At 63.7% G+C, this 19,983-nt stretch carries 17 protein-coding genes; 15 read left to right on the top strand and 2 right to left on the bottom strand.

Annotation, left to right across the window (positions count from 1 at the left end; all coding sequences use genetic code 11):
* Together HUI96_RS29610 and HUI96_RS24295 are read right to left on the bottom strand one after the other, a co-directional pair.
* On the bottom strand, positions 1-461 hold a 461-nt coding region (locus HUI96_RS29610), incomplete at its 3' end, for an EamA family transporter (protein WP_237684351.1).
* Positions 458-1,075, bottom strand: coding sequence for a nitroreductase family protein (locus tag HUI96_RS24295; RefSeq protein WP_188257307.1), 618 nt, complete (start codon positions 1,073-1,075; stop codon positions 458-460). The genes HUI96_RS29610 and HUI96_RS24295, both read right to left, overlap by 4 nt.
* Positions 1,076-1,180: 105 nt before the next feature.
* On the opposite strand from HUI96_RS24295, the gene HUI96_RS24290 reads away from it, so the two are divergent.
* The 15 genes from HUI96_RS24290 (at position 1,181) to HUI96_RS24225 (ending at position 19,403) form a co-directional block, all read left to right on the top strand.
* A complete protein-coding gene (locus HUI96_RS24290) occupies positions 1,181-2,071 on the top strand; it encodes a LysR family transcriptional regulator (protein WP_188257306.1) in 891 nt (296 codons plus the stop codon).
* A gap of 477 nt (positions 2,072-2,548) precedes the next feature.
* Positions 2,549-2,719 carry a MerR family DNA-binding transcriptional regulator gene (locus HUI96_RS30115; protein ID WP_337918610.1) on the top strand — a complete coding sequence of 57 codons (171 nt, stop codon included), beginning with the start codon at positions 2,549-2,551 and terminating at the stop codon, positions 2,717-2,719.
* Positions 2,716-2,928, top strand: coding sequence for a hypothetical protein (locus HUI96_RS30110; protein ID WP_337918609.1), 213 nt, complete (start codon positions 2,716-2,718; stop codon positions 2,926-2,928). Before HUI96_RS30115 ends, HUI96_RS30110 begins: the two co-directional genes overlap by 4 nt.
* A gap of 532 nt (positions 2,929-3,460) precedes the next feature.
* Entirely contained in the window at positions 3,461-4,462 is a 1,002-nt protein-coding gene (locus tag HUI96_RS24280) for an ABC transporter substrate-binding protein (RefSeq protein ID WP_188257305.1), read from the top strand.
* 78 nt (positions 4,463-4,540) lie between these two features.
* A complete protein-coding gene (locus tag HUI96_RS24275) occupies positions 4,541-5,428 on the top strand; it encodes an ABC transporter permease (protein WP_188257304.1) in 888 nt (295 codons plus the stop codon).
* Positions 5,421-6,473, top strand: a complete 1,053-nt coding sequence (locus HUI96_RS24270; protein ID WP_188257303.1) for a quaternary amine ABC transporter ATP-binding protein — start codon at positions 5,421-5,423, stop codon at positions 6,471-6,473. Before HUI96_RS24275 ends, HUI96_RS24270 begins: the two co-directional genes overlap by 8 nt.
* Positions 6,474-7,635: 1,162 nt before the next feature.
* Positions 7,636-8,388, top strand: a complete 753-nt coding sequence (locus HUI96_RS24265; RefSeq protein WP_188257302.1) for a Crp/Fnr family transcriptional regulator — start codon at positions 7,636-7,638, stop codon at positions 8,386-8,388.
* A gap of 265 nt (positions 8,389-8,653) precedes the next feature.
* A complete protein-coding gene (locus tag HUI96_RS24260; protein ID WP_188257301.1) occupies positions 8,654-9,385 on the top strand; it encodes a FadR/GntR family transcriptional regulator in 732 nt (243 codons plus the stop codon).
* 54 nt (positions 9,386-9,439) lie between these two features.
* Positions 9,440-10,942 (top strand): ABC transporter substrate-binding protein, encoded by a 1,503-nt coding sequence (locus tag HUI96_RS24255; protein ID WP_188257300.1) that lies wholly within the window; start codon positions 9,440-9,442, stop codon positions 10,940-10,942.
* Between the two features lie 71 nt (positions 10,943-11,013).
* Positions 11,014-11,961, top strand: coding sequence for an ABC transporter permease (locus HUI96_RS24250; RefSeq protein WP_188257299.1), 948 nt, complete (start codon positions 11,014-11,016; stop codon positions 11,959-11,961).
* Complete coding sequence (locus HUI96_RS24245; protein ID WP_188257298.1) at positions 11,958-12,833, top strand: ABC transporter permease subunit; 876 nt, start codon at positions 11,958-11,960, stop codon at positions 12,831-12,833. Before HUI96_RS24250 ends, HUI96_RS24245 begins: the two co-directional genes overlap by 4 nt.
* A 21-nt stretch (positions 12,834-12,854) precedes the next feature.
* Positions 12,855-14,639: a gamma-glutamyltransferase family protein gene (locus HUI96_RS24240; protein ID WP_188257297.1), complete on the top strand. Its 1,785-nt coding sequence runs from the start codon at positions 12,855-12,857 to the stop codon at positions 14,637-14,639.
* 1 nt (position 14,640) lies between these two features.
* Positions 14,641-15,387 carry a DUF1028 domain-containing protein gene (locus HUI96_RS24235; RefSeq protein ID WP_188257296.1) on the top strand — a complete coding sequence of 249 codons (747 nt, stop codon included), beginning with the start codon at positions 14,641-14,643 and terminating at the stop codon, positions 15,385-15,387.
* 40 nt (positions 15,388-15,427) lie between these two features.
* Positions 15,428-17,296 (top strand): ABC transporter ATP-binding protein, encoded by a 1,869-nt coding sequence (locus HUI96_RS24230; RefSeq protein WP_188257295.1) that lies wholly within the window; start codon positions 15,428-15,430, stop codon positions 17,294-17,296.
* Positions 17,297-18,332: 1,036 nt separating this feature from the next.
* Positions 18,333-19,403: a S1C family serine protease gene (locus HUI96_RS24225; RefSeq protein ID WP_188257294.1), complete on the top strand. Its 1,071-nt coding sequence runs from the start codon at positions 18,333-18,335 to the stop codon at positions 19,401-19,403.
* Positions 19,404-19,983 lie beyond the last annotated feature (580 nt).

Below are 19,983 nucleotides of genomic sequence, written 5' to 3'. Positions count from 1 at the left end.
GCGGCGCCGGCGAGTCCCGCCAAGATGCCGATCGGATCGAGGGCAGCACTCGGGATCAACACCAGCAGCGCAACACCCGCGGCCCCGACAAGGGCGGCAAGGACCGACAGCAAGCGGATGGGGCTGGCGAGCACGAAGTAGGCAAGGAGAATCACCAGCAGCGGCTGTACGGCTCCGACCGTGGCCGCGACGCCGCCGGGAAGCCGATAGGCCGAGATGAACAGCATGCTCAGGAAGATCGAGAAGTTCAGGGCGCCGAGCATGAAGATCCTCGCCCACCAGATGCCAGTCGGCAACTGCTTCACCAGCATCAGCAACAGGAGCCCTGCCGGAAGCGCGCGAAGCATGGCGACCGTGATCGGCGGGAAGTCCGGCAGGAACGCGGTGGCGACGAGATAGGTGCTGCCCCAGATGGCGGGCGCAGTTGCCGTCAGCAACAGATCGGAAGCATTCGTTCTCATGCGATTTCCAGTACCTCGGCCAGCGGGCGGCGGGGCTTCTGCGGCCAGTTTCCCGGGGCGGCGCGGCCGACCGCGACCAGCATTACTGGCACCTCGTTCCCCGCGAGAGCGAACTCGCGAACCACGCCTTCGGCATCGAACCCGAGCATTGGACCCGAGACGAGGCCGCGGGCTTCGGCGGCATAGATCAGCGTCGCGGCACCGAGCGAGGCCGAGCGCACGGCCTCGTCTCGTGCTGCCCGGGGATCGGCATAGTGTGCACGCGCGCCTTCCTGCCAGGCCGAAGCCGTCTCTGCCGGCATGTACCCGGCCTCCACGAAGCGAAGCAGCCGTCCTGAGATAGCAGCATGATCGGGCAGCACCCCGCAGACGATGAAGGTGACGGCAGCGTCCGACACCTTGGCCTGGCCATAGGCGTGATCGCGCAGGCGTGCCTTTGCCTCGGGTGTCCGCACAGCGACGAAGCGCCAGTTCTGAAGATTGTAGGCGGTCGGCGCCCGTGTCGCGAGGCGCGCCAAATCCTCGATCTCCGCATCTGTCAACGCATGGCCGGCGTCGAACCGGTTGGCCGACACGCGCCCCTCAATGAGGGCGATTGCAGGGTTAGTCATCATTCATCGTCTCCGAGGCGAAGGCATCTGGAGCAGAAGTAGAATGTTAGCCGTGAACTGATAATGCTCTATTCTCGAAAGATATCGTTCACCGAGAGAGAATGATCTATGGACCGCTTCACCGCCTTGCAGGTCTTCCGCCAGGTGGCCGAACTGAACGGCTTCGCCGAAGCCGGACGGCGGCTCGGCCTGTCGCCGGCGGCGATCAGCAAGAACATCGCCGAACTTGAGGCGCATGCGGGCACCCGCTTGATCAACCGGACGACGCGGCGCATGGCGCTCACCGAGGAAGGCAGGATCTATCTGGAGCACGTCGTGCGCGGGCTGGACGCGTTGACCGAAGCGGACGAGGCCTTGTCTCCGCTCAGGGAGGGAGCGAGCGGCACCTTGCGGGTCAGCGCACCGATGACCGTCACCCTCACACGGCTTTCCACGGCGATCCCCCGCTTCCTGTCGCTTCATCCGGGAATAACCCTGGACCTCCATCTCGACGACCGACGGGTCGACCTCATCCGGGAAGGATTTGACCTTGCCATCCGCGGCAGCGACAGCCTGGAGGACTCCAGCCTGATCGCCAGGAAGCTCGCGGTCATGCCGCACGTGCTCTGTGCGGCCCCGTCCTATTTCGAGGCGCGCGGCAAGCCGAAGGCGCCGTCCGACCTGAGGTGGCACAACTGCGTCCGCTTCAGCCTCTCGGGACATGCTGACGTATGGGAGTTCTGCAAGAACGGGCGCACCGAACGGATCGCGGTCGCCGCCCGGTATTCTGTCGCGTCGAGCCTCGCCGTGCGCGATGCGCTGCGCGAGGGCTTTGGTCTCAGCCTGATGCCCTACCCCTACGTCGCAAGCGACCTAAGGGAAGGGCGGCTGCAATGCGCACTGGAGGACTGGAGCGCGGTGGAAACCACGCTCTATGCCGTCTACCCGTCCCGGCAGCACCTTGCTCCCAAGATTCACGCGTTCCTCGACTTCCTCGCGGAGGAGTTCAGGCGGTCGTGAAGGCGGAGTGTTCCCGGACCTTGGTGCGGAAATGCTCATAACCGCCCAATGGGCCATCGAGCGGGTGCTTGCGTCCCAACGCTGAGCCGGTTCACGCACCGCGGGTCGATGAGGGGACATTCGGGACTTAGCAAGATTGCGGGGCTATCCTCGCGGCCATCAAGGTGAACGGCGGGGTGGCGCCGACGCACTCGACCGCTGGAGGTCGTCCGTCGGGGATGAAGAAGAGCGCCGGGCCCGACGCGACGAGGCCTGGGCCTCGCTGCGAGCAGCGGCCAGGACGGACTTCAGGCGGGACGACGCGAACCTGTGGATGCGCCAGCCGCAGAACTCACTCGACGGCCCATGACCAACGCCTGGACGCGCGCTTCCTTTAGAGGCAGATCTGATCCGGTTTGCCGACCAGATTAAATCGCAACCGCAGGCTCCATTTGGTAAGCTCGGTGAAGCAAGCCTGTGAAACTGTCCGAGACGCGCATGGACGCCGATCCAATAGCGCTGATCGGAACACCGGGGGTCCAAATGCTGCGCTATTACGAGGCAGAAGGGCTTCTGGCACCTGCGAGGACGAGTAGCGGATATCGCGACTATGGCCCGGCAGAGAAGGACACGGTTGAGCGTATAAAAACGCTGGGGCATCCGGCATGACATTGCCGATGATCCACAAGTTCCTTCCATGCGCGCTCGATGCGAGGGGCGAATTCGAGCCATGCGATGAGTTGACCGAAATCCTGAAGCAGCAGTTCGAGCTTGTTGGTGAAAAGATCCGACGTCTCGAAGAGAGCCGTGCTTTGCTTTCGGCACTGCGGGTGAAGGTAGACACGAGGGCCCAGGAAGGGCGGGTGTCATCCGCGTGATCGACGATCGTCGACGGAAGCTTCGGTCCTGCCGACGCGCGTCCCCACCGCCGTTCCCTCGTACTCCTGCCTAGGTTAAGCGGCAGGCCAGTTGCGAGGTTGGCGCCATCGTGCGCTGGCGCAAGTCCGAAGACCAGGAAGAGTACCGGGTGCACCTTCACCGAGATGTCTGGGAAACGGTTGTGCCGAGGTTTGAACCTTTGCGGTTTCAGTCTGAACGTCTGCTCCTCGCTCTGTAACACTGGAAGCGGTCAGTCTGCTGTCGGCCGCTTCCTGCCAACTGAGCGCGACCGCGAGCCAACCGAATCCTTGACATCGGATGCGAAGATGCGGCGCTCAGGCGCCGGGAACGGGCCGCGTCAAAATCGCGCGGCCCCTCCACTTGAAGCTTGTTACAGCCTGGCGACAAAGATAGGGGAACCGAGGTCCCTTCCCGCCTGCAACGTGGAAGCCGGGAGGAAACGAGGAGGCTTGTCTGCTTCCACCAAGGTCGCGAAGGCGGGCAGACAACATTGTGTAAGTGGGAGAGTGTATGAAGAAATTTCTGCTATCGACAGTCCTGGCAACCGGACTTGTCGCATTCGCAGGCGCCGCCAGCGCCCAGGAGGGTTGCGGCGACGTGACTATCGCCAGCATGACCTGGCAATCCGCCGAGGTGCTGGCCAATATCGACAAGATCATCCTTGACGCCGGCTTCGGCTGCAACGCCGAGATCGTCCAGGGCGACACCGTTCCGACCCTGACCTCGATGATCGAGAAGGGCCAGCCCGACATCGCGCCGGAAGGCTGGGTCGACCTGCAGCCCGAACTCGTCAATCGTGGCCTCGCCGAGAAGAAGATCATCTCGACCGGCCCGGCCCTGAGCGACGGCGCCGTGCAAGGCTGGTTCATCCCGAAGTTCATCGCGGATGCCAATCCCGAGATCAAGACGATCGCCGATGCCCTGAAGCATCCGGAGCTCTTCCCGGCGCCCGAGGATCCGTCGAAGGGCGCCGTTCACAACGGCCCGCAGGGATGGGGCGGTACGCTGGTGACCACTCAGTACTTCAAGGGCTATGAGGCGGAGAAGGCCGGCTTCGAACTGGTCGACACCGGTTCCGCGGCCGGCCTCGACGGATCGATGGCCAAGGCCTACGAGCGCCAGCAAGGCTGGCTCGGCTACTACTGGGCTCCGACCTCGATTCTCGGCAAGTACGAGATGGTCAAGCTCGAATCCGGCGCCGCGTACGACGAGGCGGAGTGGAAGCGCTGCAACACCGTGGCGGACTGCCCGGATCCGAAGCCGAACGACTGGCCCAAGGATACGGTCGAGACCCTGGTGACCACGCAGTTCGCGGAGCGCGCCGCTCCGGTGGTCGACTACCTGAAGAACCGCAACTGGCCGAACTCCACGGTCAACACGCTGCTGGCCTGGATGACCGACAACCAGGCGACGGGCGAGGACGGCGCCAAGCACTTCCTGCGCGAGCAGCCGGACGTCTGGACGAAGTGGGTCACTCCGGAAGTCGCCGAGAAGGTCAAGGCGGCGCTCTGACAAGATCCCGGCGTATCGGCGAAAGCGGCGGGTCCACCGCCGCTTTCGTGTTCCTGACGGCGGGCCGCGAGAGGTGACATGAACTGGCTGACGAAGTTTCCCACGCTGGATGACAGCATCCTGACAGCGCTGAAGAAGACCATCGACGAGAATTTCCGTACCTTCACCCGCGCCTATGGCGACAGCATCGAGGCGTTCTTCCACCCGCTGCAGAGCTTCCTCGTCCAGTCCGAGCGCCTGCTGCTCAGCACGCCGTGGTGGGTCGTGATTGCGGTCATCGCGGCAATCGGCTGGTTCGCCAGCCGCAGTTGGAGGATCGTCATCGGCTCGGTCGTCACGCTCGTCCTCATCGGCCTCTTCGGCATGTGGGAGGACACGATGAAGACGATGTCGATGATCTTCGTCTGCACCGTCATGTCGATCGTGCTCGGCATTCCGATCGGCATCGCCATGTCGCGTTCGGACCGGCTGCAGAAATTGATCAATCCGGTGCTCGATGTGATGCAGACCATGCCGAGCTTCGTTTACCTCATCCCGGTCGTCATGCTGCTCGGCATCGGCAAGGTGCCTGGCGTGATTGCGGTCGTCATCTATGCCATACCGCCCATGATCAGGCTGACCGACCTTGGCATCCGACTGGTCGACAAGGACGTGCTGGAGGCGGCGGACGCCTTTGGTTCCTCGAGTTGGCAGCGACTGAAGAACGTGCAGATGCCGCTTGCGCTGCCGACGATCATGGCGGGAATCAACCAGACCATCATGATGGCGCTGGCCATGGTGGTCATCGCATCGATGATCGGCGTGCAGGGGCTGGGCCAGCCCGTCCTGCGGGCCATCTCCAACCAGTATTTCACGCTCGGCGTCTTCAACGGGCTCGCGATCGTCGGCATCGCCATCATGTTCGACCGCATCAGCCAGGCCTTCGGCCGTCGCCTGCAGCGTCACCGGGAGTTCGTGCATGGCTGACGGGACAGGCGCCTCCATCGACATCAAGGGGCTCTACAAGATCTTCGGGCCGGACGCCGCCGCCTATGTCGAGCGCGTCCGCCAAGGGATGAGCAAGGCCGAGCTCAACGAGAAGCACGGTCTCGTCCTCGGCCTGAAAGACATCAACATTCATATGCCGCCCGGCGGCATCCAGGTCATCATGGGCCTATCGGGGTCGGGCAAGTCGACTCTCATCCGCCACATCAACCGGCTGATCGACCCGACCGCCGGCGAGGTCGTGGTCGGTGGAGCCGACGTGGTCAAGATGAGCCCGAGGGAACTGCGGGAATTCCGCCGTCACAAGACGGGAATGGTGTTCCAGAAGTTCGCCCTGCTGCCGCATCGCAACGTGCTCGAAAACGTCGTCTACGGGCTGGAGATCCGCGGCACGCCGCGCGCCAAGCAGCTTGAGGCGGCGATGCGCTGGATCGAGCGCGTCGGGCTTAAGGGATTCGAGAGCAAATACCCGAACCAGCTTTCGGGCGGCATGCAGCAGCGCGTGGGACTGGCGCGGGCGCTCGCCAATGACGCACCCATCCTGCTCATGGACGAGGCGTTCTCTGCGCTCGACCCGCTGATTCGTATGGACATGCAGACCGTGCTTCTCGACCTCCAGAAGGAGGTCAAGAAGACCATCGTCTTCATCACCCACGATCTCGACGAAGCGCTGCGACTGGGCGACCAGATCGCGATCCTAAGGGACGGCGAAGTCGTCCAGCAAGGGACGGGGCAGGATATCGTGCTCAGGCCCGCGACCGACTATGTCGCGCGTTTCGTACGCGAGGTGAACCGAGGCCGCGTGGTGAAGGCCGCCGCCGTGATGACCGCGCTCCGGCCGGGCGCCGCGCCGTCGGGGCCGGCGGTGACGGAAGATGCGACCCTCGAGGATGCCGTACGCGCGATCCGCGCCTCTGGCAGCGAGACGGCGTATATCGTCAATGCGAGCGGCGCCCCTGTCGGCGAAGTCGGCCTCGCTGCCCTGGCCGATGCCATGGTCGTGCCTGCGGGTTCCGAGGCGGCCTGAGGCCTCGGCGAACGTCAAGGCCAGGTTTTCATGGCGGATGCGGCCCAGAAGCATAAGCTGAATGGAGGACAGAGACGGCCGCCGCTATACCGACCCTGAACGCGACTGCTCCAGAAAGCTTCATGGTTGTCTCGTTCCGCAGGTTACCATTCAGAGCGGTCGCGGCGCCCCGCCCTCAGGCCATGATCTTCAGTTGGATCGAGCGCGCAGCCGCTGTTTTTGATTGGACCGGTTAAAGTGGCAGTGGAACTGGTCACACGTGCAACGCGGAAGTTACCCGCGCAGTTTACTTGTACCTTAGCCTCAATCCAGCGTGAAAATTCCTGCGCGGCAAGGTGGGCCAGTCTCAGGATAGACGCGGTGGCCGCGCGGGGGGCAACGGCGTAGCTCCTTACCTCTGGAAGTCCTTTGGCTGGTAGCAGAAGCTGCCGAGCTAACCCGATTTATTAGGCCGATCATTCGCGTCGCTCGCCGGGCGCCGCTTCGAAAGAGAAAGCAGTTTGGCCATCTCCTCGGCAATCAGCCCGCGGATCAGCTGACGCCTTTTCGGGTCTGTTTCTACTTCGAGCTGCCTCTGTAGTCCCCTTATGCTTTCTTCATGAACAAAACGAGCATGGCTCACGTCCGGGGGCGGTATTCCACTATGGCGCATGAACGAGCCGTAGACGTGGTCGCGATATCGACCGTGCAGCAAGTTCCGCTGCTTGCTTGGCCAGCGCTTCAGTGGGCTCGACACCGACAGCACAGCAGCGGCAATCTCCCCCTATGGCATCTACGGTCCACACAAAGCGGTTGTCGGGATCGCGTTGAAGACGCTCGACCCAGAGGCTCAGCCTCCCGAATTCCGCGGTAGCGCAGTTGCAGTTCCCGTCTTTCCGGTCCTCCCCCCATTCGATTTCTTCCTCCCCCCAATCGATCGCTTCCATGCCCAATTTCCTCCCTGGCCCAATCGAAGTGAGGTCAGAAAGGGACGGAAAGTCAATGCAGTGTTCAATTTTGAACCTATTGGAGAACTGGGTTGCATACTCCCTCGGCTTTAAGGGGTTCGGTAGTCGGTCTGCAGCCATGCGTTTCGTCTAGCGCTTGAGAGTGAGGGAGCATAATATTGCAAACTCATGCGTTCGATGGAAAAAAAATCACCAGTGCAGCATGGAGGACATCCATGTATCGAAGCACTTATAATAATGTTCTATTGCGCATAATGAAGACAGATGAACGTCTGTTGCTTGAGCATTATATGGAGCGCATCAGCCTGCCACTTCGGATGCCTCTGGAATGTCGCGGGCAGCCGATCGAGTTCGTCTACTTCCCCGAGAGCGGCATCGCCACGATCGTTGCCAGAATAGCAAGGGGTCGTGATGTCGAAGTCGGCCTTATCGGCTTTGAAGGCATGACCGGAGCCGCCGCTGTGTTCGGTGACGACTGCGCCGCGCATGAATGTTTTATGCAAATGGCTGGCGAGGGTGTCAGGGTACCCGTCGCTGCGCTGAGGAGGGAGGTTTCACGAAGTCCTCAGTTGCACAATCTCTTCCTCCGATATGCCCAGAGCCTCTATGTTCAGGCCACCTATTGTGCGCTTTGCAATGTCCGCTCCAAGTTCGAAGAGCGGTTGGCACAACTGCTGCTCAGATGCCACGATCGCGTTCCTGGCGGAACGCTCCCGCTCACGCATCAGGCTCTGGCCGTAATGCTAGGGGTACGTCGTCCCGTCGTAACACTAGGACTGCATGTCCTTGAGGGAGAAGGTTTGATCCGCGCCAATCGCGGCGAGATTGTCATCCGCGACCGCGAGCGGCTGATCAAGCGAACGAGAGGCGGTTACGATGTACCAGCACGCGAATACAGGCGACTGATAGGGATCGATGCTTGCCCGCAGGGGAACACAATGTTCTTTATCGGACCAAGCAAGCAGTGAGGCTCAAGTCTATTACCACGCTCGAACCGTTGCGTTCGGTCCGCCAGATGTATGGCCGCGGCAGGCTCGGTCTCCTGCAAGCTAGACCGATCGGCGATTCAGGACCATAGACTTCCTCGAGATTGCGTCAGACCCAGTTTTGCACGCCGCTTGACTGTCAGCGGCTACCTCCCTGCCGGGAACAGTTTCTGTCTTGACGTCGTTGCGATTTCGGTTTGAGGTGCACCAATAGTGAATTGGTGCGAACCATTAATCGCTGAGTGTCATGCCCACCGATGCGTCGAGCGGGAATTCAAATTACGCGCTGGACAAGCTGCGGGGGCTGCTGCGCTCGGGCAGCGTCGAGGCTGACGGCAGGCTGCCCACAGAACGCGAGCTTTCGACGTCGCTGGGTGTCAGCCGCCGCGCCGTGCGCCGCGCCCTCGAGGTGCTGGAGATGGAGGGGCGGATCTGGCGCCGCCAGGGATCCGGAACCTATGCCGGCCAGCGCCCCGACGGCCTGAGCGAGCATGTCGGCTCCATCGTCGCCGGCACCGACCCGATGGAGGTCATGGAAGTGCGCCTGCGCGTCGAGCCGCAACTTGCGCAACTGGCGGCGATGCGGGCCAAGGCTTCCGAGGTCGAGCGCCTCTACGACCTCGCCGGGAAGTCGGAACAGAGCACCGACGCAGACAGCCACGAACTTTGGGACGGTGCGCTGCACCGCCTCATCGCGCAATGCGCGGGCAACGGGTTCTTCCTGGCGATCTTCGATGTCATCAACCGGGTCCGCCAGGACCCGGCATGGCAGACCATCCGCGAGCGCGCCCGCAACGCCGCCGGGACCGCGTCCCTGATCCAAGCCCAGCACATGGCGATCGTCGACGCGATCGCGGCACACGACCCTGCGAGAGCCGGCGAGGCGATGCGCCAGCACCTTTTGACGCTGCAGGAAAGCCTCGTGCGCATCACTTCGCTCGATCGCCAGGGAGCGGAAGTCGAAAAGGAATTCACCTGACGGGAAACGTCGGCACGACAGGCGCTATCGCCGAATCATAGGGAGGAGGAAGCTATGAAAATCACGAGGTTCTTGCCCGCGTTGGCGGCGGGAGCGCTGCTTGCGCTTCCAGCCGCTGCCGCGGAACTGAAGATCGGCTTGCAGGACGATGCCGATGTGCTCGATCCGACGCAGTCGCAGACCTTCGTCGGCCGCATCGTCTACACGGCGTTGTGCGACAAGCTGGTCGACCTGTCGCCGGACCTCAAGATCGTACCGCAGCTCGCCACCGAATGGGCATGGTCGGATGACGGCATGGAACTCACCATGAAGCTGCGGCAGGGCGTGAAGTTCCACGACGGCACGCCCTTCAACGCCGATGCGGTGGTCTACGACATCGACCGCGCGATGACCCTGCCGGAATCCAAGCGCAAGAGCGAGCTGAAATCGTTGGAGAAGGTGGAGGCCACCGGCGAATACGAGGTCAAGTTCACGCTCAAGAGCCCCGACGTGACCCTGCTGGCCGCGCTGTCCGACCGTGCGGGCATGATGATCTCGCCGACGGCGGCCAAGGAGATGGGCGCGGACTTCGGCAACAAGCCGGTCTGTTCCGGCCCGTTCAAGTTCGTCGACCGCGTGCAGCAGGATCGCATCGTGCTGGAGAAGTTCCAGGACTATTGGAACAAGGATAGCATCTTCATCGACAAGGTCACCTATCTGCCGATCCCGGACACCACCGTGCGGCTGGCCAATCTGCGTGCCGGTGACCTCGATCTGATCGAGCGGCTGGCGGCGAGCGACGCGGCGGCCGTCAAGGCCGATCCTGACCTGAGCTACGAGAGTGTCGTCAATCTCGGCTGGCTGGCGATCTATTTCAATGTCGGCGAGAACGCCACCAGCCCGTTGGGCAAGGACAAGCGGCTGCGGCAGGCCTTCTCGCTGGCGATCGACCGCGAAGCGGCCAACCAGATCGTCTACGAGGGCACGGCGGTGGCGGGCAACCAGGCCTTCAGTCCGCAAAGCCCGTGGTATGATAAGAATTTCTCGGTGCCTGCCCGCGACATCGAAAAGGCCAAGGCGCTGGTCAAGGAGGCCGGCTTCGACCGGGTTCCCGTCGAGATGATCATCACCAACAACCCGGTGACAATGCAGATGATGCAGATCATCCAGTCGATGGTGGCCGAGGCAGGTTTCGACGTCAGCCTCAAGGCGACGGAATTCACCACGCTGCTCGACGAGATGACGGCGGGCAACTATCACGTCGCCCGCTCCGACTGGTCGGGACGCGCCGATCCGGACGGCAACATTCATCAGTTCCTGACCTGCAAGGCCGCGCTCAACGACGCCAAATACTGCAACCCCAAGGTGGACGAACTGCTCAACGAGGCGCGCCAGTCGCCCGACGACGCGGTGCGCAAGCAGAAATACGACGCCGCCCAGGTGATCCTGCAGGACGACATGCCGATGGCCTATGTCGGCCATCAGTCCTGGATCTGGGCGCTCAGCAAGAAGGTCGCCGGCTTTGTGCCCTATCCCGACGGCATGATCCGGCTCGCCGGCGTGAAGAAAGTGGACTGACTTTCGCAACGGCGGCGCCGGGCTTGGCCGGCGCCGCCTGCAGCCCATGAATCCGCTGGCGGGAAGGCAAAATGTACAGCTACATCGGCAAGCGCCTGCTGGTCGCCATCCCGACACTGCTGATCATCTCGGTTTTCGTCTTTTCCCTGCAAAAGCTTTTGCCGGGCGACCCGGTGCTGGCCATGGCCGGGGAGGATCGGGACCCGCAGACGATCGAGTATCTGCGCGAGAAGTATCATCTCAACGACCCGGTGCCGGTGCAATACCTGCGCTGGGCCGGATCGGCGCTGCAGGGAGACCTGGGCATGTCGCTGCGCACCAAGCAACCCGTGCTGAAGCTGATCGGCGACAAACTGCCGGTCACCATCCAGCTTGCCGTCATGTCGATCGCCTTCGCATTCCTGATCGGGATTCCGATGGGCATACTGGCGGCGGTGAAGAAGAACACGGCGCTCGACTACGTCGCCAACATCGTTGCGCTGTCGGGCCTGTCGATCCCGAACTTCTGGCTCGGCATCATGCTGATCCTGCTGATCTCGGTGAAGCTCGGCTGGTTGCCCGCATCCGGCTACAGGCCGTTCTTCGATGACCCGCTGCGCTCCATCCAGACGATGCTGATGCCTGCCTTCGTGCTGGGAAACGCGCTCGCCGCAACGCTCATGCGGCACACACGCTCCGCCATGCTGTCGGTGCTCAGCGCCGACTATATCCGCACCGCGCGCGCCAAGGGCCTGTCCGAGCGCGCGGTGGTGCTGGAGCACAGTTTCCGCAACGCGGTGCTGCCGATCGTGACGCTGAGCGCGCTGCTATTCGGCGAACTGCTCGCCGGCGCGGTGCTGACCGAGCAGATCTTCACCATCCCCGGCTTCGGGAAGCTCATCGTCGACGCCGTCTTCACCCGCGACTATGCCGTCGTCCAGGGCGTGGTGCTGTGCACGGCGGTCGGCTTCATCCTCATGAACCTCGTCGCCGACGTGTTCTATGTTCTGCTCAACCCGCGCATGAGGGCGGCCCTGTGACGGTGATCGATCAGGTTGACGTTCCTGCCGTCGAGCCGCGCTCGCCGAGCCGCGCCTGGCGCAAGCTGAAGGCGAACAGGGGCGCGCTGGTCGGCCTGGGAATCATCCTCTTCTTCACGCTGCTTGCAGTGCTCGCCCCGCTGCTGCCGATCGCCGATCCGAACGCGACGAACTGGTTGGCGATCCGCACGGCGCCGTCGGCCACATATTGGCTCGGCACCGACGATATCGGCCGCGACATCCTCTCGCGCATGATCTGGGGGGCGCAGGCTTCGTTGCTCGCCGGCGTGGTGTCGGTCGCCATCGCTGTCGCCATTGGCGTGCCGTTCGGCCTGGTCTCAGGCTATTTCGGCGGCTGGACCGACCAGATCATCTCGCGCGTCACCGAGGCGCTTCTGGCTATGCCCTTCCTCATCACCGCGATCGCGCTCGCCGCGTTCCTGGGCCCGAGCCTGATGAACGCCATGATCGCCATCGGCATTTCGGCCATGCCGGTCTTCATCCGCCTCACGCGCGGTCAGGTGCTTGCGGTCAAGACCGAGGACTATGTCGAAGGCGCGCGCTCGATCGGGCTGAGGCATTCCAGCATCATCCTGCGCTACATCCTGCCCAACGTCTTCGCGCCGATCCTCGTGCAGGCGACATTGACGATCGCCACCGCCATCATCGCCGAGGCGAGCCTCTCTTTCCTCGGGCTCGGCCAGCAGCCGCCGGCGCCGAGCTGGGGCTCGATGCTCAACGTCGCCAAGAACTATCTGTCGCAGGCGCCGTGGATGGCCATGTGGCCGGGCGCGGCGATCTTCCTCGTCGTCATCGGCTTCAACCTACTGGGCGACGGCCTGCGCGACGCGCTCGACCCGCGCGAAGCCTGAATTTGAAAGGACCGATCGAGGATGCCAGCCTTCACGACCCGCCCCGAAATCCTTGGAACCTTTGGCGTCGTCACCTCGACCCACTGGATCGCTTCAGCGGTCGGCATGAGCATTCTGGAAAAGGGCGGCAACGCCTTCGACGCGGCGGTGGCGACAGGCTTCGTGCTGCAGGTCGTCGAGCCGCATCTCGTCGGTCCGGGCGGCGACATGCCGGCGCTGATCTATTCCAGGAAAAGGGACAAGGTAGAGGTCGTCTGCGCGCAAGGGCCGGCGCCGGCCGGCGCCACCATCGAGCGCTACACTTTCGAGGGCCTCGCCATGATTCCCGGCGACGGACTCCTCGCAACCGTCATTCCCGGCTCATTCGACGGCTGGATGCTGATGCTGCGCGACTACGGTACGATGAGCGTGCGCGAGGTGTTGGAGCCGGCCATCCACTACGCCGAGAGCGGGCATCCGGTGCTGCCGCGCGTCGCCGCGACCATCGCCGGAATGGCCGGGTTCTTCGAGAAGGAATGGCCCACCTCGTACCGGACCTGGCTGCCCGGCGGTGCGGCGCCCGCTCCGCACGCGAACGTCAGGAACCCGGCGCTTGCCGAGACATGGAAGCGCGTCGTTGCCGAGGCGGAAGCGAAAAAGGGCCGTGAAGCGCAGATCGAGGCGGCGCGCGACGCCTTCTATCGCGGCTTCGTGGCCGAAGCGATCGGCCGGTATCTGGAGAGCGCTGAGGTAATGGACGCCAGCGGCAGCCGGCACAAGGGCGTGTTGACGGCGCAGGACATGGCCGGCTGGTCGGCCACTATCGAGGAGCCGCTCACCTATGACTATGGCGACTGGACGGTGGCCAAGACCGGCCCGTGGGGGCAGGGGCCGGTACTGTTCCAATGCCTGTCGTTGCTGAAGGGGTTTGACCTTGCCGCCATGGCACCTGTCGGTGCGGAGTTCGTGCATACCGTGACCGAGGCGATGAAGCTCGCCTTCGCCGATCGCGACGCCTATTACGGCGACCCGAACTTCAGCGACGTGCCGATGGCGCATCTCCTGTCGGACGCCTATGCCGCCGGACGTCGCAAGCTCATCACGGAGCACGCTTCGCTCGACCTGAGCCCCGGCCAGGTGCCTGGCTTCGAAAAGCAGGTCGACCTGACGATGAAACTGCTCGACGCCGATTCGCAGACCGGCGCTGTCTACGAGCCGACCATGGCGCACCTTTCGGAAAAGCGCGGCGACACCGTGCATATCGACGTCATCGACCGGGAGGGCAATATGGTGTCGGTGACGCCTTCGGGCGGCTGGCTGCAATCCTCGCCGACCATTCCGGGCCTCGGCTTCTGCCTCAACACGCGCGCCCAGATGTTCTGGCTGAAGCCGGGCCTGCCGAGTTCGCTGATGCCCGGCAAGCGGCCTCGCACCACGCTCACGCCCTCCCTCGGCCTCCACGAAGGCCGGCCGGCGCTCGCCTTCGGCACGCCGGGCGGCGACCAGCAGGAGCAGTGGCAGCTCTCCTTCTTCCTGCGCCACGTGCATCACGGCCTGAACCTGCAGGAAGCCATCGACCTGCCGCTGTTCCACACCGCGCATTTCCCGGCTTCCTTTTACCCGCGGACCCGCGAACCGGGCAGCCTGATCGCTGAGGCGAATTTCGGTGAGACGGTTCTTGGCGAACTGCGGGGCAGGGGCCACAGGCTGACCGTTTCGGACCCCTGGACGATCGGCCGGCTGACCGCCGCCAAATGCGATGCCGATGGCCTGCTGCGCGCCGCGGCAACGCCGCGCCTGATGCAGGCCTATGCGGTAGGGCGCTAGCATGACCTGGTCCATCGTCGCCCGCGATCCCGCCACCAGTCATCTCGGCGTCGCCGTCGCCAGTCGTTTCTTCGCCGTCGGCGGCATCGTGCCGTATATCTGCGGCGGTGTCGGCGCCGTGGCCACGCAGGCCTTCGTCAATCCGCTCTATGGTGTCGACGGGCTGGCGGCCAGAAAGGAGCCACGGCAAATCGTGGCGGAGCTGACGGCGCGCGACGCAGGCCGCGACCAGCGGCAGATGCACCTGATAGATGCGAAAGGGCGCAACGCCGCGTTCACCGGCGCGAAATGCATCGACTGGGCCGGCCATCTGGTCGGGGACAACGTGTCGGTGGCCGGCAACATGCTGGCCGGGCCGCAGGTGGTGGCCGAGACGCTGGCGACCTTCAGAATGACCGCCTCGAAACCGCTCGCGGAGCGTCTGTTGGAAGCGATGCAGGCGGGCGAGGACGCCGGCGGCGACAAGCGCGGCAGGCAGTCGGCAGCGCTCGTCATCTACCGCGACCAGGACTATGCCTGGCTCAGCCTCAACGCCGACGACCACGCCGACCCGCTGGTGGAACTGCGCCGGCTTTACGCGGTGGCGCAGGAACGCTTCCTGCATTTGGCTGAAACCATGGCGACCCGGCAGAATCCCAGCGGCCTGATCGATCGGCGCGAGATCGACGAGAAGATCGCTGCGCTGGAAGCGGAGCGTGTTGCGGCGGGCAGGCCGTCGGCCTCCTTCGCCACGCCGCCGAAGACGTGAGAGGGCAGGACATGGGGATACGACAGGGCGGGATGGTCCGATGAGCGACACGCTTGCGGGCAATCCTTCTTCCGGGAGCGCTTCGGCCAAGGCCGGCGAACCGGTCCTGTCGGTCCGCGGCCTGACCACGTCCTTCCTTGTCGACGGCGCCTGGAGGACGGTGGTTCGCGATGTGTCGTTCGACGTCATGCCCGGGGAGACCGTCGCCATCGTCGGCGAGAGCGGCTCGGGCAAGAGCGTCACCTCGCTGTCGGTCATGCGGCTGCTGGCCAGGGACTCCAGCCGCATCAAGGGCAGCATCGTGCTCAATGGCAAGGACATCCTTGCCCTTTCCGACAAGCAGATGCGCCAGGTCCGTGGCAAGGACGCCGCCATGATCTTCCAGGAGCCGATGACCAGCCTTAATCCGGTCTTCACCATCGGCCGGCAGATCTCGGAGGCACTGACCTGCCACGGCGACATCACCAGGGCGGCAGCGCGGGCCGAGACAGTGCAACTCCTGGAAAAGGTGCGCATCCCCAACGCGGCCTCCCGCTTCGATGACTATCCGCACCAGTTCTCCGGCGGCATGCGCCAGCGCGTGATGATCGCCATGGCGCTGGCCAGCCGGCCAAGGCTGCTGATCGCGGATGAGCCGACGACCGCGCTCGATGTCACCATCCAGGGCCAGATCCTCGACCTCATCAAGGTGCTGCAGGAAGAAGAGGGCATGTCGGTCCTCTTCATCACGCACGACATGGGCGTGGTCGCTGAGATCGCCGACCGCACCATCGTCATGTACAAGGGCGAGGCGATCGAGACCGGGGCGACGGCCGACATTTTCCGCAATGGCCGCAAGCCCTACACGCGTTCGCTGCTTTCGGCCGTTCCCCGCCTCGGCTCAATGGCCGGCCAGGGATGGCCGCTGCGGTTTCCTGTCGTCGATGTCGAGACGGGCACGCGCGTCGAGCCGGCGGAAGTAGCGGATACGGTCGACCGTGGTTCGGAACCGGTTCTGGATGTGAAAAACCTGACCACCCGATTCGACGTGCGGGGCGGGCTGCTTGGGCGCAAGGTGGGCGCGGTCCACGCCGTGGAGAACGTCTCCTTCGACCTCTTGCAGGGCGAGACGCTGTCGCTGGTGGGGGAGTCTGGCTGCGGCAAGTCGACCACCGGCCGCTCCATCACCCGTCTGATCCAGCCGAACGGGGGCGTCGTCAGGCTGGAGGGAAAGAACATTCTCGACCTTGACACCGCGTCGCTGCGGCACGCGCGCCGCAGCATCCAGATGATCTTCCAGGACCCCTTCGCCAGCCTCAATCCGCGCATGACGGTGGGCGCGATGGTGGCCGAGCCGATCGTCGAGCATGGGCTGGCCACGGGTGCGCAGGCCAGGGAGAAGGCGGCCGACCTGTTGAGGCGCGTGGGTCTCAGCCCCGACATGATGAAGCGCTATCCGCACGAGTTCTCAGGCGGCCAGCGCCAGCGCATCTGCATCGCCCGCGCGCTCGCGCTCGATCCCAAGGTGATCGTCGCCGACGAGAGCGTCTCGGCCCTCGACGTCTCGATCAAGGCGCAGGTCTGCAACCTTTTGATGGATCTACAGCAGAGCCTGAAACTCGCCTTCCTGTTCATCTCGCATGACATGGCCGTGGTCGAGCGCGTCAGCCACCGGGTGGCGGTGATGTATCTCGGTGAAATCGTCGAGATCGGCCCGCGCAAAGCGGTGTTTTCGGACCCGCGGCACCCCTATACGAAGAAATTGATGGCGGCCGTGCCGGTCCCCGATCCGTCGCGGCGTGGCATCCGGCGCAATCTCGTGGCCGACGAACTGAAAAGCCCGGTGCGGCCCCTCGGCTATGTCGCGCCGCCGCGGCGCTATGACGAGGTCTCGCCCGGCCATCTGGTTCGCCTCGACGACGGGATGTAGCAGCCAGGGATCGCGATTTGGTTCGATTGCAGACTTCCCGGTTGCGGGCGCTTACAATCCTCATCCGTCCGTCGCCGAACAGTCTGAAATCATCGCTGCGGTGTGAAGCTGTCGCTCCACGGTTTCTGTCCCGGGATCGAAATTTGCAACGGAACCTGTGCTAGGCGTCTGTAAAACAGAGATCTGCCCTGCAGTTCCGGGACCTCGTCGCTACCCCTGCCAATATGGCCGGCTCGCCATCTCCGATGACGAGGCTGGCGCTCTGGCGTGAACTACGGTGAACCTGTTCAGGGCGTGGGGCTTGGCCAGACGCGGAAGCATACACTCGGCGGCCGTCGTGGGATATTGGCTTCCTTGGCTCACCGTGGCCCGTCGAGGCTTCGGGACTTCTCGAATTCGCTAGAGCGTATGCCAACGAGAGATTGAACTTACTCGCTTGGCCCTGTGTCGAGGGTGGCGCAGAGCGTCATCTTGCAATCCCAGAGATGGTCGGGCGCGCCTACATGGGCACCCTCCGCTGATCTACTGCCGGGACGAACTCACCTTTCGTGTGGCCGTTGACCGACCGAGGTCATTCTTGGCGCGAAAACCATCTTCGCAGATGGCGAAACACTAATCAGGCCCATGGTGCCTCCGCGACCGCATCGCGGTCCTACTCGCCGGCATAGCGCCGGAAGAGGCCGCTCACGGATGGCGAGTTACCATATCTTATAGAGGATACTTGGTACGAATTATTCCTTAAACATATGGAAGCGGTGACGTTTTCCGGGACGACAACGGAGGTGATCCGGTCTTTGGGCGGTTTGAGCGGGCGCTAGCGACCGTGCGGTAGCCGAGCGTCCGTCTTGACGTCGGTTCGGCCGTTGAGCGTGGGGGCGCTCGACGACCTCATCTGCTCCTATCCATCGCTCTATATGCCCCGGCCAGGATGCGTCATACTTTGCGAAGGAGAGCCCGGGCGTATCGATCATGTGCCCGGGCAGCGCAATTGCATCCTGGTTCGACTCAAGATTTGCCAGTTGCAGGAGGTCGCTCCATGCGAGTTGCAATCACCCGGGTTCTTCTGGCTGTCCTCCTCGTTCTCCTCGCCGTTGCCGTCCTCCAGCCTCTGGTCGACAGATGGCTGGTCATGCAAAGCGCGCCTCGGCCAGTCGATGCGCGCGGCAGTCTGTCTGAGTTCGAAACCACCAGCGTCCGTCTTTTCGAGACCATTTCCCCGTCCGTCGTGCAGGTGGGCGTGCCGCACGGCCGTTTCACACAGGAGATGGAGTCCGGCACCGGCTTCGTTTGGGATGACGCCGGCCACATCGTGACCAACAACCATGTCATCGAAAACGGAACCGCCATCTTTGTACGGCTGGTGTCGGGCCAGGTCTTCAAGGCCGATCTTGTCGGGCGCGCGCCGAATTATGATCTTGCAGTCATCCGGCTGGGGCCAGGCGCGTCGCATCCTCCCCCGATCCCGCTGGGAAGTTCGCGGGACCTGAAGGTCGGGCAAGCCGCCTTTGTTATCGGAAATCCCTTTGGGCTCGACCAGTCGCTCACCTCAGGCGTGATCAGCGCGCTGGAACGGAGGCTGCCCACCAGCGGCGACCGGGAGATTTCGAGTGCGATTCAGACCGATGCAGCCATCAATCCGGGGAATTCGGGCGGCCCGCTGCTCGACTCGGCCGGTCGGCTCATTGGTGTGACTACGGCGATCTATTCGCCTTCGGGCGCAAATGCGGGTATCGGATTTGCCATTCCCGTGGATGTCGTCAATCGTGTGGTCCCGACCTTGATCCGCACGGGACGCTACCCGACGCCTGGCATCGGCATCGCGGCCGCGGACGAGCGCATGGCCGCCCAACTCGGTATCAACGGCGTGATCGTCGCCCAGGTCATGCCCGGCTCCCCAGCCGATAAGGCGGGGTTGATCGGGCTGAACCTGGCCTCCGGAACGATCGGCGACGTCATCGTCGCGGTGGACGGCAAGCCCGTCCAGCACCTGGCAAATCTCGTGTCCGGCCTCGAAGAGGCAGGCGTCGGCGCACAGGTCGAACTAACCGTCGCGCGTGACGCCCGGCAGCGGACTGTCCCGGTGCAGGTGGTGGACATAGGCGGGTGAAACGCCCGCCCGCTCGCGGGGGCGGGCGCTGGGAGGTGACCCCCCGGCCGGGCGACAGTCTTCATGCCCGTGAGAACACCGGGCGCATCTTCAAGGAAAAGATCCCCGATTCGTTTAGTAAGAGCGTGGGGAGGCGGGCATCGATCGCATCGCCGTCGCTCCAGATCACTCACCTGTTCCGCAAGATAGTGGTCGCGATTCCGCCGATGGCGGTCGCCTGACGGGTCAGCCGCATGCCGGCCGCCCTTGGCGTCCCGTTCGGAGGGGAGGGCTGCCGTGCCTGGCGCCGCGGCCGGCAGCGTTCCATGGGCTGAGCCGAGGCGACCCGATGTCCCACACCGGGTTTTCCTGTGAAGAAGCTTTGTTGACACAGAGCAATTAAGAGGCTCATTTTTCGGAACCAGGAAAACCAACAAATCGAACTGGTACGAATCAAATGGGAGTCTCACTGATGAAAAAACGAGTTGCGGTGATTGGCGCCGGCCCGTCCGGGCTGGCGCAGCTGCGCGCCTTCCAGTCCGCCGCGGCCAAGGGCGCCGAGATCCCGGAGATCGTCTGCTTCGAGAAGCAGAAGAACTGG

The sequence above is a fragment of the Pseudaminobacter soli (ex Zhang et al. 2022) genome, from assembly GCF_014595955.1.
In the GTDB taxonomy this organism is placed as follows: Bacteria; Pseudomonadota; Alphaproteobacteria; order Rhizobiales; family Rhizobiaceae; genus Kumtagia; species Kumtagia pseudosoli.
This window is presented reverse-complemented; position numbering and strand designations above follow the sequence as displayed.